At 37.8% G+C, this 26,206-nt stretch carries 21 protein-coding genes; 20 read left to right on the top strand and 1 reads right to left on the bottom strand.

Annotation, left to right across the window (positions count from 1 at the left end; genetic code table 11):
- The first annotated feature begins 6 nt into the window (after positions 1–6).
- The 11 genes from ACN6MX_RS03090 (at position 7) to ACN6MX_RS03140 (ending at position 14,592) form a co-directional block, all read left to right on the top strand.
- The gene (locus tag ACN6MX_RS03090) at positions 7–1,437 is read left to right on the top strand and encodes an extracellular solute-binding protein (RefSeq protein ID WP_419961222.1); all 1,431 of its coding nucleotides are present in this window, start codon (positions 7–9) and stop codon (positions 1,435–1,437) included.
- Between the two features lie 26 nt (positions 1,438–1,463).
- The gene (locus ACN6MX_RS03095; protein WP_419961223.1) at positions 1,464–3,734 is read left to right on the top strand and encodes a heparinase II/III domain-containing protein; all 2,271 of its coding nucleotides are present in this window, start codon (positions 1,464–1,466) and stop codon (positions 3,732–3,734) included.
- A 67-nt stretch (positions 3,735–3,801) separates the two neighbouring features.
- On the top strand, positions 3,802–4,443 hold the full coding sequence (locus tag ACN6MX_RS03100) for a YesL family protein (RefSeq protein WP_419961224.1): 642 nt from the start codon (positions 3,802–3,804) through the stop codon (positions 4,441–4,443).
- A 161-nt stretch (positions 4,444–4,604) separates the two neighbouring features.
- A complete protein-coding gene (locus ACN6MX_RS03105; RefSeq protein ID WP_419962542.1) occupies positions 4,605–5,528 on the top strand; it encodes an ABC transporter permease in 924 nt (307 codons plus the stop codon).
- Positions 5,529–5,565: 37 nt separating this feature from the next.
- Positions 5,566–6,441 carry a carbohydrate ABC transporter permease gene (locus tag ACN6MX_RS03110; protein WP_419961225.1) on the top strand — a complete coding sequence of 292 codons (876 nt, stop codon included), beginning with the start codon at positions 5,566–5,568 and terminating at the stop codon, positions 6,439–6,441.
- A 67-nt stretch (positions 6,442–6,508) separates the two neighbouring features.
- A complete protein-coding gene (locus tag ACN6MX_RS03115; RefSeq protein ID WP_419961226.1) occupies positions 6,509–8,131 on the top strand; it encodes an extracellular solute-binding protein in 1,623 nt (540 codons plus the stop codon).
- An 878-nt stretch (positions 8,132–9,009) separates the two neighbouring features.
- Positions 9,010–10,254 carry an Nramp family divalent metal transporter gene (locus tag ACN6MX_RS03120; RefSeq protein WP_419961227.1) on the top strand — a complete coding sequence of 415 codons (1,245 nt, stop codon included), beginning with the start codon at positions 9,010–9,012 and terminating at the stop codon, positions 10,252–10,254.
- A gap of 21 nt (positions 10,255–10,275) precedes the next feature.
- Positions 10,276–11,292 (top strand): NAD-dependent epimerase/dehydratase family protein, encoded by a 1,017-nt coding sequence (locus ACN6MX_RS03125; protein ID WP_419961228.1) that lies wholly within the window; start codon positions 10,276–10,278, stop codon positions 11,290–11,292.
- Entirely contained in the window at positions 11,293–12,351 is a 1,059-nt protein-coding gene (locus ACN6MX_RS03130) for a dihydrodipicolinate synthase family protein (protein WP_419961229.1), read from the top strand.
- Positions 12,352–12,406: 55 nt separating this feature from the next.
- On the top strand, positions 12,407–13,729 hold the full coding sequence (locus tag ACN6MX_RS03135) for a hypothetical protein (protein ID WP_419961230.1): 1,323 nt from the start codon (positions 12,407–12,409) through the stop codon (positions 13,727–13,729).
- Entirely contained in the window at positions 13,726–14,592 is an 867-nt protein-coding gene (locus ACN6MX_RS03140) for a Gfo/Idh/MocA family oxidoreductase (RefSeq protein WP_419961231.1), read from the top strand. The genes ACN6MX_RS03135 and ACN6MX_RS03140 overlap by 4 nt, the downstream gene beginning before the upstream one ends.
- Positions 14,593–14,898: 306 nt before the next feature.
- Here the strand turns inward: ACN6MX_RS03140 and ACN6MX_RS03145 are convergent, their stop codons facing one another.
- Positions 14,899–15,768, bottom strand: a complete 870-nt coding sequence (locus tag ACN6MX_RS03145; RefSeq protein WP_419961232.1) for a sugar phosphate isomerase/epimerase family protein — start codon at positions 15,766–15,768, stop codon at positions 14,899–14,901.
- 159 nt (positions 15,769–15,927) lie between these two features.
- Between ACN6MX_RS03145 and ACN6MX_RS03150 the strand changes: the two genes are divergently transcribed.
- The 9 genes from ACN6MX_RS03150 (at position 15,928) to ACN6MX_RS03190 (ending at position 26,206) form a co-directional block, all read left to right on the top strand.
- Entirely contained in the window at positions 15,928–16,668 is a 741-nt protein-coding gene (locus ACN6MX_RS03150; RefSeq protein WP_419961233.1) for a GntR family transcriptional regulator, read from the top strand.
- A 12-nt stretch (positions 16,669–16,680) separates the two neighbouring features.
- The gene (gene xylB / locus ACN6MX_RS03155) at positions 16,681–18,213 is read left to right on the top strand and encodes a xylulokinase (protein WP_419961234.1); all 1,533 of its coding nucleotides are present in this window, start codon (positions 16,681–16,683) and stop codon (positions 18,211–18,213) included.
- A 1-nt stretch (position 18,214) separates the two neighbouring features.
- The gene (locus tag ACN6MX_RS03160; RefSeq protein ID WP_419961235.1) at positions 18,215–19,090 is read left to right on the top strand and encodes a class II fructose-bisphosphate aldolase; all 876 of its coding nucleotides are present in this window, start codon (positions 18,215–18,217) and stop codon (positions 19,088–19,090) included.
- Positions 19,087–20,571, top strand: a complete 1,485-nt coding sequence (gene xylB, locus ACN6MX_RS03165; protein WP_419961236.1) for a xylulokinase — start codon at positions 19,087–19,089, stop codon at positions 20,569–20,571. Before ACN6MX_RS03160 ends, xylB (ACN6MX_RS03165) begins: the two co-directional genes overlap by 4 nt.
- A 12-nt stretch (positions 20,572–20,583) precedes the next feature.
- Positions 20,584–21,621 carry a galactitol-1-phosphate 5-dehydrogenase gene (locus tag ACN6MX_RS03170; protein ID WP_419961237.1) on the top strand — a complete coding sequence of 346 codons (1,038 nt, stop codon included), beginning with the start codon at positions 20,584–20,586 and terminating at the stop codon, positions 21,619–21,621.
- 11 nt (positions 21,622–21,632) lie between these two features.
- Positions 21,633–22,568 carry a 1-phosphofructokinase gene (pfkB, locus tag ACN6MX_RS03175; RefSeq protein ID WP_419961238.1) on the top strand — a complete coding sequence of 312 codons (936 nt, stop codon included), beginning with the start codon at positions 21,633–21,635 and terminating at the stop codon, positions 22,566–22,568.
- 4 nt (positions 22,569–22,572) lie between these two features.
- On the top strand, positions 22,573–23,349 hold the full coding sequence (locus ACN6MX_RS03180; RefSeq protein ID WP_419961239.1) for an SDR family oxidoreductase: 777 nt from the start codon (positions 22,573–22,575) through the stop codon (positions 23,347–23,349).
- Between the two features lie 175 nt (positions 23,350–23,524).
- Positions 23,525–24,598 (top strand): substrate-binding domain-containing protein, encoded by a 1,074-nt coding sequence (locus tag ACN6MX_RS03185; RefSeq protein ID WP_419961240.1) that lies wholly within the window; start codon positions 23,525–23,527, stop codon positions 24,596–24,598.
- Between the two features lie 126 nt (positions 24,599–24,724).
- On the top strand, positions 24,725–26,206 hold the full coding sequence (locus ACN6MX_RS03190) for a sugar ABC transporter ATP-binding protein (protein WP_419961241.1): 1,482 nt from the start codon (positions 24,725–24,727) through the stop codon (positions 26,204–26,206).

Consider the following 26,206-nt stretch of genomic DNA (forward strand, 5'->3'; position numbering starts at 1 on the left):
TGACAATTGCTAAAAAGAAAAAGTGTATTTGAAAATCGCTACAATAAGTTTATGCATGAATTAAAAGAAGAAATTATCTCAGGAAAACTAAAACCTGGTGAATTCATTCTCCCTGAAAACACATTAAGTAAGGTGTATGAATTAAGCAGAGTTTCCATTAGAAAGGCTTTGGCAGAGCTTGTTGAGGAAGGTTTAATAGAAAAAATCCCTGGAAAAGGAAATAGAGTAACGATTCCAAACGATACACAGAAACAGACTATTACACTTGGGTGGTTTTCTAATTCATATGAGATAGAAATTATACGGAAAATTATCAAACGTTTCGAACAGCTCAACCCATTCATAAAAGTAAATCTTCAAATAATACCTAATGGTCAATATATATACAATCTTACACAGTCTATAAAGCATGATAACGGACCTGATGTATTTATCGTATCTGACTATCACTTTCGAGAACTAATGGAATCGAATTCCTTAGATATGTTAGATCCTTTCTTACCGGAGCATATTGATGCAGAAAAGGATAGCTATAAGCAAGTGTTTGATATGTTTACATATAATCATGCGGTTCCTGTAACACCATTTGTATTTTCACCAGTGATGATCTGCTACAATCGACGAATGTTTGAAGAGGCAGGAATCTCTAAAGACTTCAAAATGGAAAACTGGAATGACCTGTTAGAGCTATCTACTCGGACAACGAAGGGAATCGAAAGCGATAGTATTATTAACGAATACGGCTTTTGTTTTTCATCTTCCACCAATCGCTGGCCGGTATTTCTTTTGCAGAACAAAGGTACATTCATGGCAGATGACCGATCTAAATCAATTATGAATAGAAAAGAGAATATCGAAGCGCTAAATTACTGTGGTGATCTAATGTATAAGCATCAAGTCTCGCCTATATTCTCTCATGGGAGCAATGAGCTAGCTGAAAATCTCTTTATGAGAGAAGGAGCAGCAATGATTTTGACGACTTATTATTTTATGAATGAATTTAGAGACCATAAGATCAAATGGGACGTCCTACCGCCTCCTCAAAATGATGCACCAGGAACACTTCTTTTAGGAGGTGCTTTAGGAATAAATGCAAATAGCAAAATAAAAGAGGCAGCACAAGCACTTGTAAGCTTTATGGTAAGTACAGAAGCGCAAACATTGCTCAAGCAAAATGGATGTACGATTCCGATGCTTCGCATAGTTGCAGAGGATAATAATCTTCTCCAGCCGGGCGTTCATCCTGATCAATATAATGCTTTTAAAGAAGTAATGGGTTCCTCCAAGACGATTAGAGACCTTCATCTAACAATCGAGGAATTTGAACTAATTGAACGAGAGATGCAATTTTTCTGGGCCAATATGGAAAAAGCAGAGGATACATGTAAACGAATTGAAGAGCTTCTAAATTTAAAACAAGCGACGTATAGCGGTTAACCCGTTATCTAAGGGGTGTACTTGTGATGAAATTTGCTCAACATCTTAAGCAATTAATGCCAAATCCTCGAATTTTATTTAACGACGAGGAACTAAAAGAAATGATAGCAAGACTAGCAGATGACAAACTTGGAAGTGGCTTAGATTTTAACAATGCATGGGATAAAATACTTGAACTAGCAGAGTCCTATGTCGAGGAGAAAGAGTTTACGGTACTCTATCCGAGCTGCTCGGTTCAACTGAATATTCCTTTGCCGTTAATACAACTAGAGCCTGTTGGAGATCCACCAGGATATATAGATTATCCTTTTTGGACGATGTATTCTCGAGCTGTTGAGGAGAGAATCAGGATTTTAGCATTTGCCTACGGAGTGACGAAGGAAAAAAAGTTTGCTGAAAAAGTAAAGGAGTATCTCCTCTCACTCTCCTCATTTACAAGATGGTTTGAATTTCCGTTAAGAGGTGTGGAAGGAAACTTAAGTAACGCTCACTTCACTTTAGGTGCTGCAATTGGTTTCGATGCAATCATGCATACTTTATCCACTGCGGAGAAAAAAACGATTAAACAGGCTATTTTGACAAAAGGTTTACAGCCTTTTCGTATAGATTTTAACAATCATGATAGCCATAATATTATTGCATCAAAGCAGGTAGCAATGCTTATCGGGTCACTTGCTATTTTAGATAATGATTGTAGGGACGAGGTGGAAACCTTCATCCTCCATTCATGTACTTATATTAAGAATTATTTAGATAGTAGGATGAAAGATCCGGATATTGAGGGACTTTTGTATTTAAATGTCGCAGCAAGGCACCTTTTTATGGCTGCGGATACATACCATCGTTCTACAGGAGATGACCAATTTCTCCAGCATCCATACTTTCGTTATCTTCCTGATCTTTTCATGTACTCCTTAGGGACAGGTGGAAAGATGAGCTTTGTAAACTTTTCGGATTCATTTTATAGCTTGGATATTTCCTATCTTATGGCAATACTTGCATCGAAAAACCAAAACCGTATGGCAAGCTGGTATGTGCATAAATTCTCGGAAAGTCATTTAGAAACATTGCTTCATGCGATTAATCTACCCGAGCCTTTAGAGCCAGATAAATACTATGAAAATAAACGCTCTAATATATTTTCTACAATAGGCTGGGCCATACTTAGAAGTGGCTGGAAGGATCGTGATCATCTATTAGCATTCAATTCAAGCAGGTCAGCAAAGGATCATAATCATTTTGATCAAAACAATTTTATAATACATGTTGCCGGAGAATGGCTAATATCCAATCCAGGCTATCAGGATTATGTGGAAGGCCCAAGGAGAGATTTTACGATTGGGACAATTGGACATAATAGTATGCTTGTTAATGGCAATGGACAATCTAGGTTAGGCAAGAGTAAATTTGTAGACTGGTATACTTCTGACCATTATTCTTTTGTTTGTGGAGAAGCAGCCGGCGCTTATGACAAGAGTATTTCACAATGGGAACGAAAAATAGTACAAATCGATAATAGCTATTATCTTATTATAGATAAGGTAGCTAAAGAGGATCCAGATAGTGTTCTCAGCTTTCTTTTCCATACTACAGAACAAATAAATGTAGGAGATAAAAACATGCTGCCAGGGGAGAAGACAGAAGAAACACATATCAGGTTCGCTGGAGAAAAAGCTTCCGTTTCTCTTTACAATTGCTATCCAAATGACGCAAAGAAAAGTGTGGAACAGCATAAGGGAGCAGAAAAGTATGGCTCTTATCTACAGATAGTGCCTCTTGATAAGGAACAGCTGCAATATATGATAACGATGCTTGTTCCAGAAGCTTCAAATAACGAATTTTCTTATTCAGTAACTAGAGATGGTTCTCTTTTTCAAATGGAGGTTAGTCGTCTAAACATTTTAGATTATATTCTTGTAAATGAGGAAAGTGGGTCTGTGTGGCAAACATCCTCTAATGGTGAAATTGGTTATCAAGGAGAACAGGTTTGGGTTTCATTTCAAGATGACAGTAGCAAGCTAAGTAAGTTAACTGTCGTGAATGGTAACTGTTTGAAGGTACAAGAAGAAACGATTTTTCAATCGTCTGAAGACATGAGTATCTCTGCTCATATTGATAAAAAAGGTGCAAAAATACAGCTTGAGCTTTTAAAAAATACCCAGATTTTGCTGAGAACTCCGCAGCCTATAACCCTATTAGTAAATAATGAGGAGAATTTAGGAACGTATAAAACGGAGAAGGGAATGCTTGAATTACAGCTAAAACCTGGAAAATATGAAATCGAGCTATACTTTTAAGATGGTATTAATTTAGTTCAAGGTGACTGAATTTTCAATGAAAATATGTATTTAAGAGGTGATTTACATGGAACTAACTGGATGGAGAGGTTCTTTATATCATTATATGGATTGGGCATTGAAGCTTGCCTATCTAAATATTCTTTGGCTAGTTGGAGTAATCATTGGTGTTGGCATTGCGGGTTTTTTTCCATCAACCGTAGCAATGTTCTCTGTACTCAGAAAGTGGACGCAAGAAGAGGAAATAAAGGTATTCACCCATTTTAAAAATGAATATAAAAAGGAATTTTTAAAGTCCAACAAATACGGCTATTCATGGGCAGTACTTGGGATAATAATATACGTGGATCTACAGTTTTTCCGTGGCATACCTACTATTTGGGCATTAATTGTTTCGTTATTCTTTTTTATACTCGGCGCTATTTATATAGTTGCTTTACTCTATGCATTCCCGGTTTATGTTCAATACAAATTGACTTTAAAGCAATATTTTCGAAACTGCTTATTAATTGTTCTTTCTAATCCATTGTTTTCTGTGCTAATGGTTTTAGGGTTTTATTTTCCTTATTATCTGATGATGAAAGTTCCAGGATTACTTCCATTTTTCGGTGGGAGCCTTATAGGCCTAGTATTAATGATTATTTCTACCAAAATGTTTACAAATTTAGAGAAAAATAAAAAGGAAAATGAAGAAAAAAAAGGAATATAACTTTAAAAAAATATTGAATTATTGTAAAATTTGAACTATTATTAAATACATGTAATATACATGTATTGAAAAGAGTTTGATAGAGAAAGGGGAGATTAGTTATTGAAACTAAAAACAAAAAAATTGAGACGCTGGATTCGACATTAGCGGTATCAAATAATATCCCGACTAAAAGAAAAAAGAACTCATTAAAAAAGAAATTATGGCGTGACCGCTATTTATTACTCTTAATCTTACCTGGAATTTTATATTTCCTTATATATCGCTATATACCAATGGCAGGAATTCTTCTAGCGTTTAAGGATTATAGCCCATTTCGTGGATTTGCTGATAGCCCTTGGGTAGGATTAAAATACTTCAAATTAATCTTTGAAGATACGGAAGTTATTCAAGTTATATGGAACACACTACAAATTTCGATGTTACAAATATTTTTTGCTTTTCCAATCTCCATTGTACTTGCCTTAATGCTTAATGAAATTAGAAATCAGGTATATAAGAAATTTCTTCAATCTATTGTGTATTTACCTCATTTCTTATCCTGGGTAGTTGTTGTTGGGATAACAGTTATTTTTCTTAGAAGTGAAGGTTTAATAAACAGTGTTCTAGTGAATTTTTTGGAGGTCAATCCAATCCCATTTTTAACAGATCCAGCATTGTTCAAGCCTATAGTCATTTTCCAGGTTATCTGGAAGGAATCAGGTTGGGGCACTATTCTTTTCTTAGCGGCATTGTCTGGGGTTAGTCCTCATTTGTATGAAGCAGCTGTAATAGACGGAGCTAGTCGATTGAGACAGATGTGGCATATCACTTTACCAGCACTGAAGAGTACGATTGTGATTCTCTTAATCCTTCGTTTAGGAAATGTTATGGATAGTGGTTTCGAGCAAATCTTTCTAATGTTGAATCCTTTCAATATGGAAACAGGAAATGTACTAGACACTTATGTATATTTTAAGGGTATTCAGCAGGCTAATTTTAGTTTCGCTACAGCTGTAGGGCTATTTAAAGGAATTATTGGTTTAATACTCGTCGTTCTTGCTAATAGACTTGCGAAAAGGTTTGGGGAAGATGGCTTATATTAGAATACCATCTTAATAGATTTTTGTAGGGGGTAAGATTATGTTCAAAGCTACTGGTGGCGAAAGGGTAATGGAAATTTTTAATAACATACTTTTGTTATTAATATCTGTAACAATGCTATTTCCCTTCTTATACATTTTTTCCGTTTCATTTTCAAGTGTAAGTGATGTACTTAATAGTGATCTCCTTTTATGGCCAAAGGAATGGGTGACAGATGCTTATACGTATATTCTAGGGTCCGATCAATTTATCCATTCCCTATGGGTGACAGTTTATATCACAGTGGTAGGAACATTTGTTAATCTGGTTTTTACGTCAACAATGGCCTATTCACTCACAAGAAATATTATTGGGCAACGGTTAATCTTATTCTTAGTATTATTTACAATACTATTTTCTGCTGGAATGATTCCAACTTATATTATTGTAAAAGAAACTGGCTTATTGAATTCGTTATGGGCATTAATCATACCTGTGGCGATAAGTCCTTTTAACTTAATCATCATGACTCAATTTTTTAAAGGGATTCCTGAGGAACTAACAGAGGCAGCAATTATTGACGGGGCTAATGATATTCAAATATTTTCTAAAGTAATTTTACCACTGTCTAAGCCTGCTTTAGCAGCATTTGGTCTATTTTATGCAGTGGGCCATTGGAATAGCTATTTCACAGGAGTTCTCTACTTGAACGACCCTGCAAAGTGGCCGATTCAAGTTATTTTACGACAAATTGTCATTGTCAATGAACCAAATGCTGCGTTAGGAGGTCATGCGGCAATGTTAGAGGCATTACCTCCTCCAGAAACGGTTCAAATGGCAGCTATTTTGTTGGCAACCTTACCAATACTTATTGTTTATCCATTCTTACAAAAACATTTTGCAAAAGGAGTGATGCTTGGATCAGTAAAAGGATAATCATTAAAAAGTTGTCTGTACGATTGTTGAACGAAGCCTTACTAAAAAGATTAATGGAGGGGTTAATGTGAAAAATAAGCACTTAATAATTGGCTTTCTACTTCTTTTCCTCAGTTTCATGTTGGTAGCTTGTACGGATGAAAACGCAGGTGAGAAAGAAACAGACAAAGAAAAAGATACTGCAGGAGAAACTGAAAAAGCTCCAGATGCGCAAGTTGATCCATTTGATCATAGTGAAAAATATGCAATCACGGGGATGACATTCCGTTTTGGTGATCCACCTCCGTTAAGTAGTCCTGGTATTGATATGATAAACGAGCGCTTTAACGTAGATTATAAACCAGAGATTATTCCACAAGGTGATTACGTGGAAAAATCGTCTGCCATTGTAGCTTCAGGTTCAATGCCAGATTTAGTTGGTTTCCAAGCTGGTGATACACGCTTTTATCAATGGGCTGAAGACGGGGCATTTCTACCTTTAGATGATTATCTATCACATTACGCAACATTAGGTAAAATCCCAGACTATATTTACAATTCTTTTAAAGTAAATGGCAAGATATATGGGATTCCACGTTATTCTCAACCATTTCCTTTGACGCCGATTATTCGGAAGGATTGGCTAGACAAACTAGGGTTAGAAGTTCCAACGAGTTACGAAGAGCTGGAGAAAATTGCTATTGCATTTACTAAAGAGGATCCAGATGGTAATGGTAAAGCTGATACTTATGGTGTAGCTATCGGAGAAAATATCAATCCAAGCTTTAATATGGGAACTTATTGGGACTTCAACGCATGGTATCACCAAAATGATAACGGTGATTTTATCCCTGGTATCATTTCTGATGGAAGAAAAGATTTAGTTCAATTCTTTGCTAACCTTTATAAAGAAGGAGCAATGACGAAGGATTTTGCGGTTCTTGATTGGGCAAGTACGAATAATGAGTTTTATTCTGGTAAAGCCGGAATTTTCGTTGGTGGAGTGTCAGGTATGTCTCAAGAATACTTTGAAGGATTACTATCTATTAATCCTGATGCAGAGCTTGTAGCAATCCCACCATTTGAAGCACCAGACAAATCAAAAGGATTCACAATGGGTTCAGGTAACTCAGGGATTCTTGCTTTAAATGCTAAGCTTGCGGACGATGAAGGAAAAATTTTCAGAGCATTAGAGCTAGTCGATTTCGGAAAAACATATTTCCCAGCTGAAGAAAAAAATCCTCAAAATGCTGACTTTGACTTCTATTTAGGTAAAGAAGGAACTGGTTATAATATGGAAAATGGATTACCTGTCCAAGTTCCAACATTCTCTTCTGAAGGTCTATCACCATCAACATATTTCTTGGATAACAGAGAACAGGTTCCAGAGGATGCAGCGATCAACTATGCTGACAGCTACACTCTACCAGAATTGAAAGAAATGACAGTTTCGTTACAGGAAATGTTTGAATCGAACCAAATGTACATCGACCCTTCTCATGGGGTTCTGTCACCGACTAATCAAGAAAAAGGTACAGACTTAATGCAATTCCTAATAAACGAACAATCTAAAATGATCGCAGGCCAAAGACCAGTATCTGATTGGGATGCTCTTATTGAGGAGTACTTGGCAAAAGGCGGCGAGGCAATAATTAAAGAAACAAATGAAGGAATCAAAGCAAAAGGCTATACAGAAAGACAATGGAAGTAATAAATAAATGGCCTGTTCGCTAATGCGAATAGGCTATTTTTAAAAGACTAAGAAAGTATAAAAAAGTCCCATGAATACTGGGGTCATGGTACTTAAAAGAACGAATAATGCTACGATATCCGTTTCAGGTGGACGCTTTCCGCGGGCACGGCTTCAGCCTCCTTGTCGTTTCACTCCTGCGGTGTCTTCAGCTCGCGCTGTTCCCGCCGGAGTCGCCACCTTGCACTACAATCGATTAGGTGAGTAGTACTACATTAGAAGATTTGGCAAAGCATATCGCTTAGATAATAAGATTAGCCCAATTTAATGTAGGGATAAAAAGATTTGTAATTGCTGATGAAATAGAGATACTGTTATTCAATGATAGAAGGAGGCGGACAATTTTCTTTTTACTGGTGGAGATAAAGAGGAATAGTAAGTGTTTACTAAATAAAGAAGCGAAATAGCACACGAAATTGTATCTTCGTGTGCTTCCATTAAGAATAGGAAGTGGCTTTTCTCAAGTTATCCAAAAACGCACTAACCTGTTTCTAATAGTTGTAGAAGGGCGACGGACAGGCAACCGCCATAAGATTACCAAGAAAAAAGGCTGGTCGTGACGCAGTCACGACCAGCCTTTTTAAAAATCAAACGGTAATCTTATAGCAAAACGTCTGTCCAAAGCACTTCGAAAACGATAGAAACAGGTTTTGACCAAAGGATGGGGCGTTTTTTTGCCCGTTTTTTCTTAATAAGGTTAGTTAAAACATGAGGACCTTGTATTGTTCTTGAAAACTCCCCTGCCTATTAAAGACATATTATAGTCATGTCATAAATTCAGTCGGTAAGTTAATATAATTATAGAGTATTCAGAATACTTAGTAAGGGGAGGAATTAGTTTGGATGTTGAGGGGAAATCTGTATCAGCAAAGGGCAGTGAGGTCGTAAAAAAGAAGAATATATTTTATTATCTTGGACCTGCTTTAATTACTTCTGCATTAGTATTGGGGCCAGGGAGTGTTACGCTTTCTTCTAAAATTGGGGCAATATATGGAACCCAATTAGTTTGGGCTATTATTTTAGCCATTATTTTAATGATGGTCTATACAGAAATGAGTACTCGGATTGGTTTAGCCGCGAAGCACAGTTTCGTCCAAACAATTAAGAAAAAGTGGGGATTGCCCGCAGGAGTATTAATCGGGATTGGTGCATTTTTGGTTACTGCCTCATTCCAGGCAGGTAATGCAATTGGTACTGGGATAGCTGTATCCGCAGTTACGGATATGGATCCAACCATTTGGATTATCATCTTCACTCTCCTATCCATTGGTTTGTTATTTGCAAAACAGTTTTATCAAATTCTGGAAAAAATGATGCTTGTTTTAGTTGTCATTATGCTGCTAGCGTTTTTAATCACCGTAATAGTAGTGCAACCATCCATTGTTGATATTTTCAAAGGATTTATACCAGTATTGCCTGAGGGTAGTATGGGGTTGATTATTGCTTTATTTGCTACGAGTTTTTCTATCGTAGGTGCCTTATATCAATCATATTTAGTTAAAGAGAAGGGCTGGAAAATTAGCGATGCTGCAAGCGGTCGTAAGGAATCATTTTTAGGAATCTTTCTTCTAGGTTTTATTTCCTTTCTCATAATGATCACAGCTGCAACTATTTTAAAGCCTCAAGGACTTGTTGTGAATGATGCAAGTGAAATGGGCTTAGCGTTAGAACCACTTTTTGGTAGCTGGTCTACTTTTGTCTTTATGCTTGGGTTGTTCGGGGCATCCTTTTCATCCTTGATGGGGAATGCCACGATTGGTGGATCCTTGCTAGCTGATGGACTAGGACTCGGAAGCAGCCTATCTAACTTAAAAGTGAAACTACTCATTATTTTAGTAATGCTCTTCGGTTCTATTATTGGGATTGTATTTGGGTCTGCCCCTTTGAATCTAATTGTTTTTGCACAAGCAGTTACAATATTTGTGGTGCCTTTCATCGCAATTGCTATTTTAGTAGTAGCTAATGACAAAAATATTATGGGAGAGCTTAAAAATAAACTATTAAGTAATGTTCTAGGGATTATCGGATTGCTCGTATTAATCTATTTAGCTTTTAATAATATTAAAAATATCTTTTTCTCATAAGAAAAGATAGGAGGAATTCATGTGAAAACAGTTGAAGAACTAGAAAATTTAATGACTGAACCATCAGAAGCACTAGTAAAGGATATGCGAAAAATAGAAGGGAATATTTTGATATTAGGCATTGGAGGTAAAATGGGGCCAACATTAGCAATAATGGCAAAAAGAGCCATTGATAAAGCTGGGCTTGATAAGAAAGTGATAGGGGTATCACGCTTCTCAAATGGAACATTGAAAGAAGATCTAGAAAAAGCGGGAATCGAAACAATTTCCACAGATCTATTAGATGATGAACAATTGAAACTTCTGCCGAAAGAGAAAAATATTATTTATATGGCAGGCAATAAATTCGGTACAACTGGCAATGAACACTTTACCTGGGCGATGAATACATATCTGCCTGGTAGAGTAGCAGAGCATTTTAGAGGCTCCAATATTGTGGCTTTCTCAACGGGGAATGTATATCCATTAGTGCCCTTGACATTAGGTGGCTGTGATGAATTGCATGAGGTTGCTCCAGTTGGAGAGTATGGTCAATCCTCTCTTGGAAGAGAGCGAGTGTTCACATATTTCTCTCATAAAGATAACTCGCCATTGACTGTTTTTAGATTAAATTATGCGATTGATATGAGATATGGAGTACTACTCGAAATTGCTCGTTCCGTATATAACGAGATTCCTTTAGATTTATCCATGGGTCATGTAAATGTGATTTGGCAGGGAGACGCGAACGAATATGCAATTAGGTCGTTATTAATCGCAAGCTCACCTCCAACCATTCTCAATGTAACCGGGCCAGAAACATTACCGGTCCGATGGCTTGCAAATGAGTTTGGTAAATTGCTAGGCAAAACTCCAATATTCGAAGGAGTAGAAAAGGAAAATGCATTACTGAATAATGCGAGTAAGGCACATAAGCTATTTGGATATCCGCGTGTCTCCATACGAGAAATGATTGAATGGACAGCGGACTGGGTAGCAAACGATGGAGAAACTATAAATAAACCAACTCACTTTCAGGAACGGAAGGGGCAATTCTAAATGGCTTTATCAATCGACCTACAAAAGCATTTACATGAAGGAGCCTTTATCCCAGCTCATCCCTTAGCATTGACAAGTGATAAACAATTAGATGAATATGCCCAAAGAAGATTGACTAGATACTATATTGAGGCTGGCGTAGGTGGGATTGCAGTAGGTGTTCATACAACTCAATTTGAAATAAGAGATCCTGAGTTCAATCTGTACGAAATTATTTTACGTTTGGCGATGGAGGAAGTTGAAAAAGCTCAATTGCAACGTCCGTTTCTCAAAATAGCAGGTGTTTGCGGAGGTACGGAACAGGCATTAGAAGAGACGAAAATAGCTAAAGCATTAGGATATGATATGGTCCTTTTAAGCAATGGTGGGTTACATGATTATTCGGAAAAGGAACTTATTGAACGGACGAAAGCTGTTGCAGATGAATTACCAGTGTTTGGGTTTTATTTGCAGCCAGCTGTCGGGGGACGAGTTTTTAGCTACGAATTTTGGGAGGAATTTGCTAGTATCCAAAACGTAGTGGGTATTAAAATGGCGCCTTTTGATAGGTATTTAACACTGGATGTTATTCGAGCTGTTTGTGCCTCTCCAAGAAGAGATGAAATTGCACTCTATACTGGAAATGACGATAATATTGTCTTAGATTTATTTACAACATATGAATATGAAGTAGATGGTAAAGTGGAAAGCAAAAGCATAATCGGTGGCCTTTTAGGGCATTGGTCGGTATGGACGCACGAGGCTGTAAACCTCTTTGAACAAATAAAACAGGCAAGGCTTCAAAAAGAATTAGATAAGCATTGGTTTTCCATTGCGCAAAATGTAACAGATGCAAATTCAGCATTCTTTGATGCTAAAAATAGCTTCAAAGGAAGCATCGCAGGGATTAATGAAGTGTTGAGAAGACAGGGACTTCTGCAAGGAAATTGGTGTTTAACTGATCATGAAGTTCTAAGTCCGGGTCAGGCAGAGGAAATCGATCGTGTTTATGCAACCTATCCAAAGTTAAATGATGATGCATTTGTACAGGCTTTTCTTCGTAATGATAAAGAACAATAAGTAGTTAGAAGGGACACATTAATATGTGTCTTTTCGTGCTGGAAAGGAGAATAGTATGAAATCTCATATAAAGGTAGGAGTAATTGGTCCGTTATGGATTTATGACACACTTGTGCGCTGCTTTACTCTTTTTCCTACCATACAGCCGATATTCCGTTTGGCTGATGAACTGGATAAAGCAAAAGAATTCACAGTGGAGCTCAAAGATAAAGTGGATTGTTTATTTTATTCGGGAAAAATTCCATACTTGGTTGCTAAAGAAGAGGTGCCAATGGAAGTACCACCCTTCTATATACCTTTAAAAGGTGCGGGTCTGTACCAGTCGCTCTATAAAATGAAAAATAGAATGAATTTCACTCATGTAAGCTTTGACGGAATTCAAAATGATTATATTGAAATTGTAAGGGGTAATTTAGAAGAAACATTTAGTTTCGACAACTACAATGATGTAGTTACGCTTGAGAATATAGAGGATATAGTAAAATTTCATATGGAGAACGTGGCAAAAACACCTAATACTGTTGTCATTACAAGCTTAAAACTAGTAAGTGAATTATTAACAAATATTAATATTGTGAATGAATGGCTGAAGCCTTCAGAAGAAGATATTATTGTTGCTATCGAACGAATGCTATTAGCGACTAACCAACGAAAACAAAAAGAAATGCAAATCATTATTGGCAGAATCTTTATAGAAAACTCTAATACGCTAGCAACCGATTTTATGACAGAGCAGCAAATTCAAAAAAGAAATCATTCTACATATCGAATGCTACTCCATTTTGCTGAGCAAATGAGCGGTTATTTGACGGCATTAAGTAGTACGGAATACTTGTTTGTAACAAATCGTGGAATATTTGAAAGGGTTACGGAAGGTTATAAAGTATTGCCGATTGTGGATGAATTAAAGATAAAATTAGGGGTCACCTTATCCATTGGGATAGGCTTTGGATATTCGGCATTAGAAGCAGGCTCCCATGCCAGAGTTGCACTTATACAAGCACAGGAAAACGGGGGAGATAGCTGCTATATCGTTAATGAGGATAGAAGTGTATTTGGACCAATTGATATAACAGCTCCTATGAAATACCCACTTGCGGTGACTGATCGACTGTTAATACAACAATCAGAGGCAGTTGGTATGAATGCAGCGAATATAGAAAAGACGATTGCCCTAATACGAAGAAAAAAGAAAAATGAATTTACTGCCCATGAGCTAGCTTCAGTGTTAGGAATTACACCAAGGAGTGCGCACAGAATTGTTCAATCTTGGTTAGACGCTTCTTTAATCGAAGTGATTGGGACAGAGAAAATATCGAGAAGAGGTAGACCACGGCAAGTTTTCACTCTAGTAAATAGTGAGGAGAATAGTATATGAATATAGGTTTAATAGGTTTGGACACTTCGCATTGTGAAATTTTCACTAGATTATTAAACGATTCTAGTGCTCCGTATAATGTTAAAGGAGGTCAAATAACACATGCTATTCCAACATATTCAGAGGATTTACCCATTAGCCGCGAGCGTTTTCCTAATTACTATGAAATAGTTACAAAGAAATATGGAGTTATTCCAGTAGAAGACGTCAAAGAACTGATGGCTGCTGTCGATGCAGTAATCATTGGGACAGTTGATGGAAGAAATCATTTAGATTGGTTTAAGAAAATAGTGAGCTATAGTAAACCAATTTTCATCGATAAACCAGTTGTCATGAGTAGCGTGGAAATGCAAGAATTGATCAATCTCAGTAAAATGCATAACACGCCAGTAATGAGTTCCTCGTCTTTAAGATTTTCAGAGTCAGTTGCAGCTGTAGCGAGTAACAAAAATATAAAGAGTGGCTACTTTTTCGGACCTACCCCTCGCCAAGAACAAATGCCGGGATACTTTTGGTATGGAATTCACTTACTTGAAATGGTCGTCACCATTTTTGGAACAGAAGTGGAAAAAATGAACATAGAGAAATTTAAGGATTGTGAACAAATTCATCTAACGTTTACTAATGAAAAACATGCAATCCTTCGAGGCGAAAACGACTGGCATAATCGTTTTGGAGCAATCCTACACTCCAAGAAAAGTGTTCATTCCTTACGCTTATGGGAAGAAAAAAAGCCTTACTACGCTGGACTGATCGAACAAGTCGTGCACTTTTTTGAAACTGGAGTATCGCCTGTAGCGATTGAAGAGACGAAGAGAATTATTGGATTGATTGAAAGGATTAATCGATTAAGTAATGAATAATGTGCCGTTAGAGGTGATTCAATCACTTCTAGCGGCCTTTCTTTTGCCTTAAAAGTTATCGAAAGGTGTTAGAGATAAACTGCCACATAAAAGGTAGCTATCACCACTTAAATTCCTCGAACCCCCACATAACTCCTTTCAACCGCCACATAAACTCCTAGTCTTATCCTTCTTTAATCTTTTTGTATTTAAGAATGGTATTCATTTTCTGTTCAAAATTAAATTTAGTCATAAAAAACTACACCCCCGTTGTTTTTTGTTTTTGCAACTGGGGTGTGGTTCAAATCTAAGCCGACTTTTTCTAAATTATTCTTCAAAATGTCCTTTTACAAATTTAAGTGAATTCGCTAGTTCCTGATCCAGTTGGTCTCCACTGGCGTTACTGCTCAAATCACGCCATACTTTAATATCTTGTCCAACCTGGCCTCCCATTTTTACAAATGGCTCCATCACGACAGAGTCAGAGTAGTTGATGTCTTGGAGTGCCTGTCCAATGCCAGTCCAGTCTAGTGAACCTTTGCCAGGAACTTTCCGATTGCCTTCTCCGATATGTAGATGACCGAGATAATTGCCCGCAAGACGGATGGCGTCTGGGATAGAGTCTTCTTCGATATTCATATGAAATGTATCAAGCATGACTTTGACATTAGGTTTGCCTACTTCTTTAACATAGTCGATGGCTTCTAGCGTATCGTTTAATAAAAATTGTTCAAAACGGTTTAATGTTTCTGCTAGTAGTGTAATATTCAATGGTGCCGCATAGTTTGCCAGTTCTCTTAAACTTTCAATAGAATTTTTGCGGACCTCTGGCTTATTGAACGGTTTGGAATAATCGACTGGCCAGTACGAATAGACAGTCCCCCCAATTCGATCAATTCCAGCTTTATGACATTGATTGAGTACTTTCTTCATAAAGGAAATTCCATTTTTTCTTATTAGTTGGTCTTCCGAACTTACATCAAACTCCTTTGGAATACCGATTCCCGCGGTAAGCTGGATATTGGCTGCTTTTGCTGTTTCTTTTAGATGAGCTAGTTCATCATCACTTAAGTGAACTAAACCAAGAGCAGCCACTTCTAAAATATCAAATCCTAGTAGTTTTACTTTTTCAATATAAGGAACGAAATCTGTTTCCCACTCATTTTCCCAGTATGCAAAATATACTCCATATTTCATATTTACAATTCCTCCTTCAAAAATTCTAATGTTATTAGATAATGACATTGCGATATTACGACTTGATGATATAATCATAAATAAGTCTTTTACTTTTAGTCAAGTCTGAATATTATAATATATGAAAGCATTTACATTTGAAAAGGAGAGAATATAATAATGACAAAGTTGGATAAATCTGTTCCAATTCCTCTTTATTTTCAGTTAAAAGAATTAATTCTTCGACAAATTAAAGAGGGGTCTTATAAAGTGGGAGATGCTATTCCTACTGAAAAAGAGCTTAGTGAAATTTATGACATCAGCCGCACAACAGTTAGACAAGCCATCACTGAACTTGTTCAGGAAGGTTGGCTATACCGAGTAAAAAGTAAAGGTACTTTTGTAAGGGCTCCCAAAATTGAACAAAGCTTTATTCAGGCACTTGGATCATTCAATGACCAGATACTTGAACTGGGTATGTCACCGAGTACAGAAGTGCTAGATTTTAAAGTAATAGAAGTTCCTGATGAAGTAGCAGTGCATCTAAAAATAGCTGAAGGGGAAAAAGTCATTTACATTCATCGCAGACGTTTTGCTGACAGTGAGCCTATCGTGATGGTGGAGACGTATTTACCATATGACAAATGCGGATTTGTGTTAGATCGTGACTTGGTTAAAGAATCACTGTATCCCATATTAAGTGAAGAAAACGAAACTCAAATTTGTAAAATTCGCCGTTTCATTGAAGCTGTGGAAGCTACGCAATATGATATAAAAAATTTAAATATGACAAAAGGTAAAGCAATACAGCAATTTATTTCGATTGGTTTTAATTATAAAGATGAGCCGATTGAATATTCTTTGGCACGTTATAGAGGAGATAAAAATAGATTTGAAATTGTCATTACTGCTACAAAATAAGGGGGACATAAGATGGCTACATATATTTTAGCTCATGATTTAGGGACTTCAGGTAACAAAGCTACGATATTCAGTGTGGAAGGAAAGATGTTAGGAAGTAGTATTTCACCGTATGCTACACATTACTTTAATGAAAAATGGGTAGAGCAGAATCCAAATGACTGGTGGAATGCTGTATGTGATTCTACGAAGAAATTGATTGAAGATACTAGAATTGATCCCGCTGAAATAGCAGTTGTTAGTTTCAGTGGGCAAATGATGGGCTGTTTGGTTGTTGATGAGCAAGGAATTCCACTTCGTCCATCAATTATTTGGGCAGATCAACGTGCAATTGTACAGTCTAAAGAACTGGAGAAGCAGTTAACACAACAAGAATTTTATCATATTGTAGGTCACCGCAACACACCTTCATACGGTATTCAGAAATTGATGTGGCTCCGTGATAACGAGCCTAAAATTTATGAAAAAACATACAAAGTATTAAATGCGAAAGATTATATTGTCTTGAAACTGACAGGCCAGTTCGTCACAGATTACTCAGATGGTAATGGAATGGGTTGTTTTGATCTTGAAAAATTGGAATGGTCAGACCGCATTATTGAAGCAAGTGGTATTGACAAAGCAAAATTGCCGGGTTTGCAACCATCAACATATATGGCAGGCGGAGTGACTGAACAGGCAGCTGCAGCAACTGGTCTCGTTCCGGGAACTAAAGTTGTGATTGGAGCAGGTGATGGTGTAACAGCTAATATTGGCGCTGGTTCTGTGAGTGAAGGTAAAACATATTGCTCTCTTGGAACTTCTGCATGGGTGACAACGACATCAAAGAAACCGATTTTTGATCCAGATATGAGAACTGTAACATGGGCACATGCAATTCCTGGATATTATGCTCCAAACGGCACAATGCAATATGCAGGTGGGTCGTTCAGTTGGATGAAAGAAACGATTGCTACATCGGAGCAGATTCAAGCTAAGGAAAGTGGTAAATCTGTATATGACCTGATTAATGAGCAGATTGAAGCGACAGAGCCAGGATCAAACGGAGTACTATTTTTACCTTATTTACTCGGTGAAAGAGCACCCCGCTGGGATACGGCTTCTAAAGGCTCATATATAGGTATTAAATCAGATACCACACGCGGTGAGTTACAGCGAAGTGTGTTAGAAGGCGTTACATACAATCTAGGAATCATTTACGATATTTTGAGTGAGCATATTGAAATTGATCGATTAATGATTATTGGTGGTGGTGCTAAAAGTGAGGTATGGCGTCAGATTATTGCAGACGTTTTCCAAGTTCCGGTGGAGGTACCCAATTATCTAGATGAAGCTGGTTCCATGGGTGCAGCAATTATCGGGGGAGTGGGAGCTGGATTATATGACAACTTTGATGTCATTGATCGTTTTATCCGTATTGAGAGCTCTCAGGAGAATAATCCAGAAATGCAAGAAGTGTATAAAAGAGCAAAAGATAAATTCGATGATTTCTATGTTGCTCTTCACAGCATTTATGAAAAACATCAGCTAGAAGGAGTGAAGTAAAATGCCATTAGTTTCAGGTGATACGATTTTAAGACACGCACGGGAAAATGGCTATGCAGTATGTGCATTTAACATCGAAAATATGGAAATGGTGCAGGCAGTTATAGAAGCAGCCGAGGAGAAAAATTCGCCAGTTATTATTCAGACTTCAGCAAACACAGTAAAATACGCATCTATGACAATGTTTTACGCAATGGTACGAGCAGCAGTGGAAAATAGTCCCGTTCCAGTAGCTTTACATCTGGATCATGGAGACAGTCGCGATCTTGCTTTAAAGGCTATCCAGGCAGGTTATACGTCTGTAATGATTGATGCTTCTAAACAATCGTTTGAGGAAAACATCCGACAAACAACAGAAGTAGTTGAGATTTGTAAACCAGTTGGCGTGTCAATAGAATCAGAATTAGGTACGGTTGGTGGAAAGCCGGGAGATATTGAATATGGTGCCGATGGTTATACAAAAGTGGAGGAAGCAACCGAATTTGTCGAACGCACAGGTGTTACTTCGTTGGCAGTAGCTATTGGTACGGTCCATGGAGTCTATAAAGGTGAGCCGAATCTTGATCTTGAATTACTAAAAAATCTGCGCAGTAAAGTAAATGTACCGCTTGTGTTACACGGTGCTTCGGGACTTTCTGAGCAAGATATAAAGCATTGTGTCGAGTTCGGTATTAGCAAAATAAACTATGCGACTGAGCTACGCATTGCCTTTTCAGATGCGGTAAAAGAGTATATTACTTCCCATGAGAATATCATCGATCCAAAGTTATTTACAAAGCACGCACGCCAGACCGTTAAACAAGTAGTAATAGAGAAAATGCATTTATGCGGTAGTAGTGATCAAGTTAAACAAACGACATGGTGGAAGCCACAGTGAGCAAATATTTACTTGGAATTGATATTGGGACATCTTCTTGTAAAGTAGCGATTTTTGACGCTGAGGGAAACGTGGCTATTCAGCATTCTGCTGAATATCCGCTTTATTATCCGGAAGAAGGTTGGGTCGAACAGGATTCTGAGGAATGGTGGCAAGCTATTGCGAGTTCTATACACTATTGCCTTGAGCATTCAGAGGTTACGTCAGATAAGATTGCTGGTATTGGCATCGCTGGACAAGGGTGGTCTGCTATCCCGGTAGATCGTGATGGGAATAGTCTGCGTAGGACTCCAATTTGGTTGGATATACGAGCTAAGGAAGTAATGAAAGAGTATGAATCTCAAGTGACGGAAGATGAGATCTTTGAACTTTCTGGGAATGCTTGGTCTGCTTCTTATACAACACCAAAGATACTTTGGTACAAAAAACATGAGCCAGAGTTGTTTGAAAAGACCTATAAATTCCTACAGAGTAACAGTTATATTGCTCTGAGACTGACAGGTGTTTTTTCATCAGATCGCTGTCAGAATTATGGTCTACATTTCTATGATCCTGTTACATACACTTATAACGAGCAAATGGCCGGAAAATTGGGGATTCCACTTGAAAAGTTCCCTCCAATTTATGAATGTCATGAAGTAATTGGATCGGTAACAGAACAAGCTGCAAAATTGACTGGTCTCAGTGTGGGAACACCAGTTGTCGCAGGAGGCCTGGATGCAGCATGCGGAACGCTTGGTGCTGGAGTAGTTACTGCAAATCAAACCCAGCTTCAAGGAGGCCAAGCAGGTGGTGTCAGTATTTGTCTAGATACACCTAAAATGCATCCGAAACTTATTTTTTCACCACATGTAATTCCGGAAAGATGGCTTTTGCAGGGAGGAACTGTTGGTGGAGGAGGTGCTCTCCGCTGGTTCAAACAAGAGTTTGGCGAAAGTGAAAGTTTTCATGAATTGACCCAGCTAGCTGAAAAGGTAGACCCAGGGACAGATGGTATGTTATTTCTTCCCTACCTTTCAGGAGAGCGAAGTCCTATATGGAATCCGAAAGCAAAAGGACTTTTTTATGGGCTAAGCTTCGATAAAACGAAAGGGCATTTGGTGCGTTCGGTACTAGAAGGTGTCGCGTTCTCGGTTAATCACAATCTACTTGTAGCAGCAGAAGCTGGCGTTCCAATTCAAGAACTGGATATTCATGCGATGGGCGGAGCAGCTAATAGTGAGCTTTGGGTTCAGATATATGCGGATGTAATAGGTCGTCCAATTCGTGTACCTAGTTCAGATACAGCAACCACATTTGGAGCAGCTCTTCTTGCAGGTGTTGGTGTTGGCATGTATGAAAGCTTTGAAGAGGTCGTCGAGCGAACTGTTACTATACGCAGAGAGCATCAACCAAATTTAGAAAATACAGTAGTTTATAGAAAAGCGATGGATCAGTATCTGAAGCTATCTAATGTTATGAATGAACAGATATACAACTAGGAGGTAAAAGAAATGAAAGCAGGTGTACTGAACGCTAAGGAAAAACTAATTTATGAGGACGTGGAAACGCCGGTACCAGGTTCTGGTGATGTCCTTATCAAAGTAAAATACACAGGGATTTGTGGTTCTGATATTCCAAGAGTAAATGGTGATGCAGCTCACTCATATCCGATTATTCTTGGACATGAGTTTTCAGGAGAAGTGGTTGAAATCGGTGATAACGTGAAATCACTCTCCGTTGGTGATCGTGTGGCTGGTGCCCCATTACTACCATGTATGGAATGCGAATACTGCATTAATGGTGATTACGCTCTTTGTGAAACCTATAGCTTCGTCGGTTCCAGACGTTCAGGGAGTTTTGCAGAATATGTATTGGTGCCTGAAAAGAATGCTATTCGCTTTGATTCTTCTATTTCATTTGAACAAGGAGCTTTTTTTGAACCTATTACGGTCGCACTGCATGGCATCCGGCGACTAGACTTCCAACCAGGAAAGTCTGTTGCCATACTTGGCATTGGGAATATAGGATTTTTCACATTACAGTGGCTGAAAATATTAGGTGCAGGGCATGTGACGGTATTTGATATTAGTGAAGAACGACTTGAACTTGCTAAAAGATTTGGTGCAGATGAATGCGTTAATTCTTCCAATGCTACTTTCTTGGAGCAATTAGATGGTCGCCGTTTTGATTATGTATTGGAAACCGCCGGAAACACATCGACTATTAAACTTACATTTGAATTAGTTAAAAAGAAAGGAGCTGTTTGTCTCATTGGAACGCCGACTAAAGAGCTAACCTTCTCCGTCCATGAATGGGAACAGCTCAATCGTAAAGAGTTTTTCTTGACGGGATCATGGATGTCATACAGTCAAGATTTTCCTGGTGAAGAGTGGATTGAAACTGCAAAATATATTCGCTCGGGTGACATTAAAATTGATGAGTCGTTGCTTTTTAAGAAAATTCCACTAAGTGAAATTGCCTCTGCATTTGAGATGTTCAAAACACATGGAAAGGTAAAAGGTAAAATACTAATTGATAGTGAAAAGTGAGGAGATTTAACTTGATTGTCACAGTTACTTTGAATGTAGCACTCGATCAGTATTATCATGTTCCTGGCTTTAGTAAAGGTGACGTCCACCGTGCATTAAAGAACATTCCATCTGCTGGTGGTAAAGGGCTCAATGTAGCAAGGGTGATTCATCAACTTGGCTATCCAGTATTGGCTGTTGGTCTCACTGGTGGTCACACAGGTCAGAGAGTCATTGAACTATTAAATCTAGATCAGATACCACATCAATTTACAGATACGGGTGTGGAAACGAGAGAATGTATTAACATTGTGGATGAAAATAGTATATCTACAGAAGTATTAGGAACAGGGAATGAAATTAGTCCTGATGTTGTTAATCGTTTTATCAAGGACTTCGAAGAAATCCTTGGAAGAGCTACTCTTGTAACAATGTCTGGAAGTGTTATGAAAGGGCTGCCAGTTGATATTTATGCTCAGCTTATTAGTATGTGCAGTATGAGGAATATCCCAGTTGTACTTGACACTAGTGGTGATTATCTCGTGAAGAGCTTGGAGGCTGCACCATTCGTTATTAAACCAAATATTCATGAATTGGAGCAATTATTTGGTACAACATTGGAATCCGAAGAACAGGTAATCGCCGCTGGAAACAAATTATTAGAAAATGGAATCGAAAATGTAATTGTATCCCTTGGCGAGAAAGGGGCACTCTTCATCAGCCAAAAAGGCGTCCTTCGAGCTACTCCACCAAAGCTAGACGTAATAAATACAGTTGGTTCTGGTGATTCAATGGTGGCGGCTATAGCTTGTTCTATGATAGATAATCATGAAGACGAGACGAAGCTTCAGTTAGCAATCGCGGTATCGGCTGCGAATACGCTTTCAGAAAAAACAGGTGATATTTCAACTGAATTGGTTGAGCAGTTCCTACAGCGGGTAACAGTAAAAAGAATGGAGAGGGGATGAGAAAATGGAAATACTAGAGAAATTATTTTCATTAAAAAATAAAACTGTTTTGATTACCGGAGGGGCGCGTGGAATCGGTAAAACAGTTGGGGAGCATCTGGCGGCAGTAGGTGCAAATGTCGTTATTTTCGATATAAACGGAGAGGCGGCAGCTCAAACAGCAGAAGATATTGCGCAAAAGTATGGCTGTAAGACTTTCTCATTGCAAGTAGATGTAACGGATTATGATGCAGTGAAAAAGGCTTTGGAAGAATCGGTTAAACAAATGGGTTCAATTGAACTTCTTTTTAACAATGCAGGTATTGTCATACAAAAACCTGTGATTGAAGCAAGTCCAGAAGAATGGCTAAAGGTTATTGATGTCAATTTAAATGGTGTCTTTTATGTGGCTCAATTATTCGGAAAGTACCTTATTGAAAACGGTATCAAAGGTTCAATTGTCAATACTGCTTCTATGTCAGGTATCATTGTCAACTACCCACAGTTACAAGCATCTTATAATACTTCAAAAGCAGGGGTTACGCAGCTGACAAAGTCATTAGCCTATGAGTGGGCAGAACAAGGAATTCGCGTCAACTGTATCAGTCCAGGTTATATCTTTACGGAGCTTACTTCTTTTGTGAGAGAAGATTGGAGAAACCAGTGGGCAGATCTGACTCCGATGAAGCGACTTGGCAAACCAGAGGAGCTTGCTGGTGCAGTAATTTATTTGTTATCTGATTCTGCATCTTTTGTGACAGGAAGCGAGTTCGTTATAGATGGAGGATTTACTATCGTTTAATTGAAAATATCAATATTTTGAAATATTAATATAAATAAAAAATGCAGAATAATTAAATATATTATTGAAAACGCTATCAATTAGTTGTATAGTAGAGTCATATTACAACATTGTATTGTAGTGACATTACGATGCAACTATGTAATTAACAAATAATTTATAGGGGGAAACAGCATTGAAAGCAAATAAATTATTTCTTTTTACAACTCTACTTCTTATGATGTTAGTAGTTGCAGCATGTAGTTCAGATTCAAATGAAGCAAATGGGAAGTCTGGTGGAGGGGATGATCAGATTAAAGTCGGTTTTGCTATCAAAACACAGGATTCACCGTACTTTGTTTCACTTGTAGATGCAGTAAAAGAGTATGCGGAAGCTGAAGGATGGAAATTAACAGTTTTAGATGCAAATGGGGACACAACAAAAGAGGCAGAGAATATGGAAACATTCATTGCTCAAGGAATGGACATGATTTTCCTAGATGCAATTGAACCAGATGCGGTAGTTCCAGTTATCAATAAAGCTGCTGAAGCAGGCATTGGTGTTATAAACCTAGACAGCGGTGTTAATGCAGAGGCTGATGATATTACTACTGTTTATTCTGATAACAAGCAAAATGGCCGTTTAGTTGGGCTTGCTTACGCTGAAAAAATGGGTGATGAAGAAATTGTATCAATCACTCTTAGTGGTGCAAAAGGAAATGTTGCAGGAGAAGAACGTCGTACAGGATTATTTGCAGGTATCCTTGAAGGTAAATTAGGAGTTTCTGAAGATGAAGCTTGGAAACTAGCTAAAGAATTAGATTCTCAACTTGCTTCATCAGGAAAAGCTTCCAATGCAGAAGCTAAATTCTCTGTAGTTGGACAAGGATGGGGTGCATGGACTCGTGAAGATGGCCTTGAAGCAGCAGAAGATTTGATCACTGCGAATCCAAACCTGACAACTGTACTTGGAGAAAATGATCAAATGTTATTAGGTGCAATGACCGCTCTAAAAAATGCAGGAATTGACAATGTAGATATTGTAGCAGCGGCTGATGGTGCACTTGAAGCTTATGACCTGATCAAAGAGGGTTCATACTTTGCAACTGGAGAAAATAGTCCGTACAAAGTAGCGAAACTTGGAATTGAAATCGCAAAAGAAATAATTGTTGATGGAAAAGATCCAGAAAGCTACGAAGAAATAACAATGACTGAACCAGCAGCAGTTACAAAAGATAATGTAGATGATTACTACGATTTTGGATTCTAATTAATCATAAAGTAATACAGATTATCTAGGAATCCTCCTCTTGTTTGTTGGGAGGATTCCTATTACATAAAAGAAGTATTTTCAGCATTAGTACACTGGAACGACGGTTTGAAAGGGGGACTCATTATGGATTCAAATTATATTGTTGAAATGAACCATATTTCCAAACACTTTGGAGGAGTTAAGGCTTTAGAAGATGTGCATATGAAAGTAAAAAAAGGTGAAATCCATGCACTAATTGGTGAAAATGGTGCTGGAAAATCGACGTTAATGAAAATTTTGGCAGGAGCTTATGCAAAGGACGATGGGAATATCATTATCGATGGAAAAGAGGCTACAGTTTCAACTCCAAAGGCAATGATTGATCTCGGCGTTTCTGTCATTTACCAAGAATTCATGCTAGCACCTGACTTATCGGTAGCTGAAAATATTTATATTGATAAATTAAGTAGTGGTGGATTATTTATCAATTGGAAAAAGCTTCGAAAGAATGCGAAACAGGAGCTCGAAAAGATTGGTTTTGGTCACATCGACCCAAATCAAAAAGTAGGGGAACTGAGTGTTGCTTATCAGCAAATTGTAGAAATTTGTAAATGTCTTGCTAAAAATTCGAAAGTTCTTGTATTCGACGAACCTACGGCGGTGCTTACACATTCTGAAACTCAAAAGTTATTAGAGCTAATTGTCAAACTGAAAAATTCCGGTGTAACAATTGTATATATTTCACATCGTTTGGAAGAACTTTTCGCTATAAGCGATAAAATTACTGTTTTAAAAGATGGTAAGTATGTAGGCACTGTTGATACAAATACGATAACAAAAGATCAATTAGTTACCATGATGGTTGGTCGTGAAATTTCAACGCTTTTCCCTGAACGTCATGCTTTAGTTGGCGAAGAAGTCCTAAAGGTAGAGAATCTGAACGTCGGGAATCATGTAAAAAATGCCTCATTCACGGTTCGTGCTGGCGAAGTAGTGGGGTTCAGTGGCTTAGTAGGTTCTGGGAGAACGGAAATTATGAGAGCTATTTTTGGAGCTGACAAGAAAGAGTCAGGTTTGACTTATTATTTAGGCGAACAAATAGACATCAAAACACCTAAACAAGCTATCAAACTAGGAATTGGATTATTACCTGAAGATCGAAAAAAACAAGGATTACTATTAAGTCAGTCTATCCGGATAAACTCCACAATGGTTTCCAATCAAACAAATGGATGGATTTCCCATCGACAGGAAAAAGACAATGTCTTGGAATTACTAGCTCGTATCTCAACAAAATATGGTTCTACTGAAGATCCAGCAGATAGTCTGAGTGGAGGTAACCAGCAAAAAGTGGCACTTGCCAAATGGCTTGCAATAGATACAAAGCTTATTATTTTGGATGAACCAACAAGAGGTGTCGATGTCGGAGCTAAAACTGAAATTTATAAAATCATCAATGATCTCGCGGGAAAAGGAGTAGCTGTAATTATTGTTTCTTCGGAAATGTCTGAGATTATTGGAATGTGTGACCGCGCATATGTTATGCGTGAAGGTGAAATCATGGGAGAAGTCAAAAAGGATGAGCTCACAGAAAATAACTTAATCAAACTAGCAATGGGGGTTTAA

The organism is Psychrobacillus sp. BM2 (assembly GCF_048572895.1).
GTDB lineage: Bacteria > Bacillota > Bacilli > Bacillales_A > Planococcaceae > Psychrobacillus.

Bases quoted from the DNA above. Each gene is read 5' to 3' on its own strand.
- ACN6MX_RS03130 (WP_419961229.1), top strand. From the start codon at position 11,293: ATGGCTTTATCAATCGACCTACAAAAGCATTTACATGAAGGAGCCTTT.
- ACN6MX_RS03110 (WP_419961225.1), top strand. From the start codon at position 5,566: ATGTTCAAAGCTACTGGTGGCGAAAGGGTAATGGAAATTTTTAATAAC.
- ACN6MX_RS03135 (WP_419961230.1), top strand. From the start codon at position 12,407: ATGAAATCTCATATAAAGGTAGGAGTAATTGGTCCGTTATGGATTTAT.
- xylB (WP_419961234.1), top strand. From the start codon at position 16,681: ATGGCTACATATATTTTAGCTCATGATTTAGGGACTTCAGGTAACAAA.
- ACN6MX_RS03095 (WP_419961223.1), top strand. From the start codon at position 1,464: ATGAAATTTGCTCAACATCTTAAGCAATTAATGCCAAATCCTCGAATT.
- ACN6MX_RS03100 (WP_419961224.1), top strand. From the start codon at position 3,802: ATGGAACTAACTGGATGGAGAGGTTCTTTATATCATTATATGGATTGG.
- ACN6MX_RS03150 (WP_419961233.1), top strand. From the start codon at position 15,928: ATGACAAAGTTGGATAAATCTGTTCCAATTCCTCTTTATTTTCAGTTA.
- ACN6MX_RS03160 (WP_419961235.1), top strand. From the start codon at position 18,215: ATGCCATTAGTTTCAGGTGATACGATTTTAAGACACGCACGGGAAAAT.
- ACN6MX_RS03180 (WP_419961239.1), top strand. From the start codon at position 22,573: ATGGAAATACTAGAGAAATTATTTTCATTAAAAAATAAAACTGTTTTG.
- ACN6MX_RS03145 (WP_419961232.1), bottom strand. From the start codon at position 15,768: ATGAAATATGGAGTATATTTTGCATACTGGGAAAATGAGTGGGAAACA.
- ACN6MX_RS03190 (WP_419961241.1), top strand. From the start codon at position 24,725: ATGGATTCAAATTATATTGTTGAAATGAACCATATTTCCAAACACTTT.
- ACN6MX_RS03140 (WP_419961231.1), top strand. From the start codon at position 13,726: ATGAATATAGGTTTAATAGGTTTGGACACTTCGCATTGTGAAATTTTC.
- ACN6MX_RS03170 (WP_419961237.1), top strand. From the start codon at position 20,584: ATGAAAGCAGGTGTACTGAACGCTAAGGAAAAACTAATTTATGAGGAC.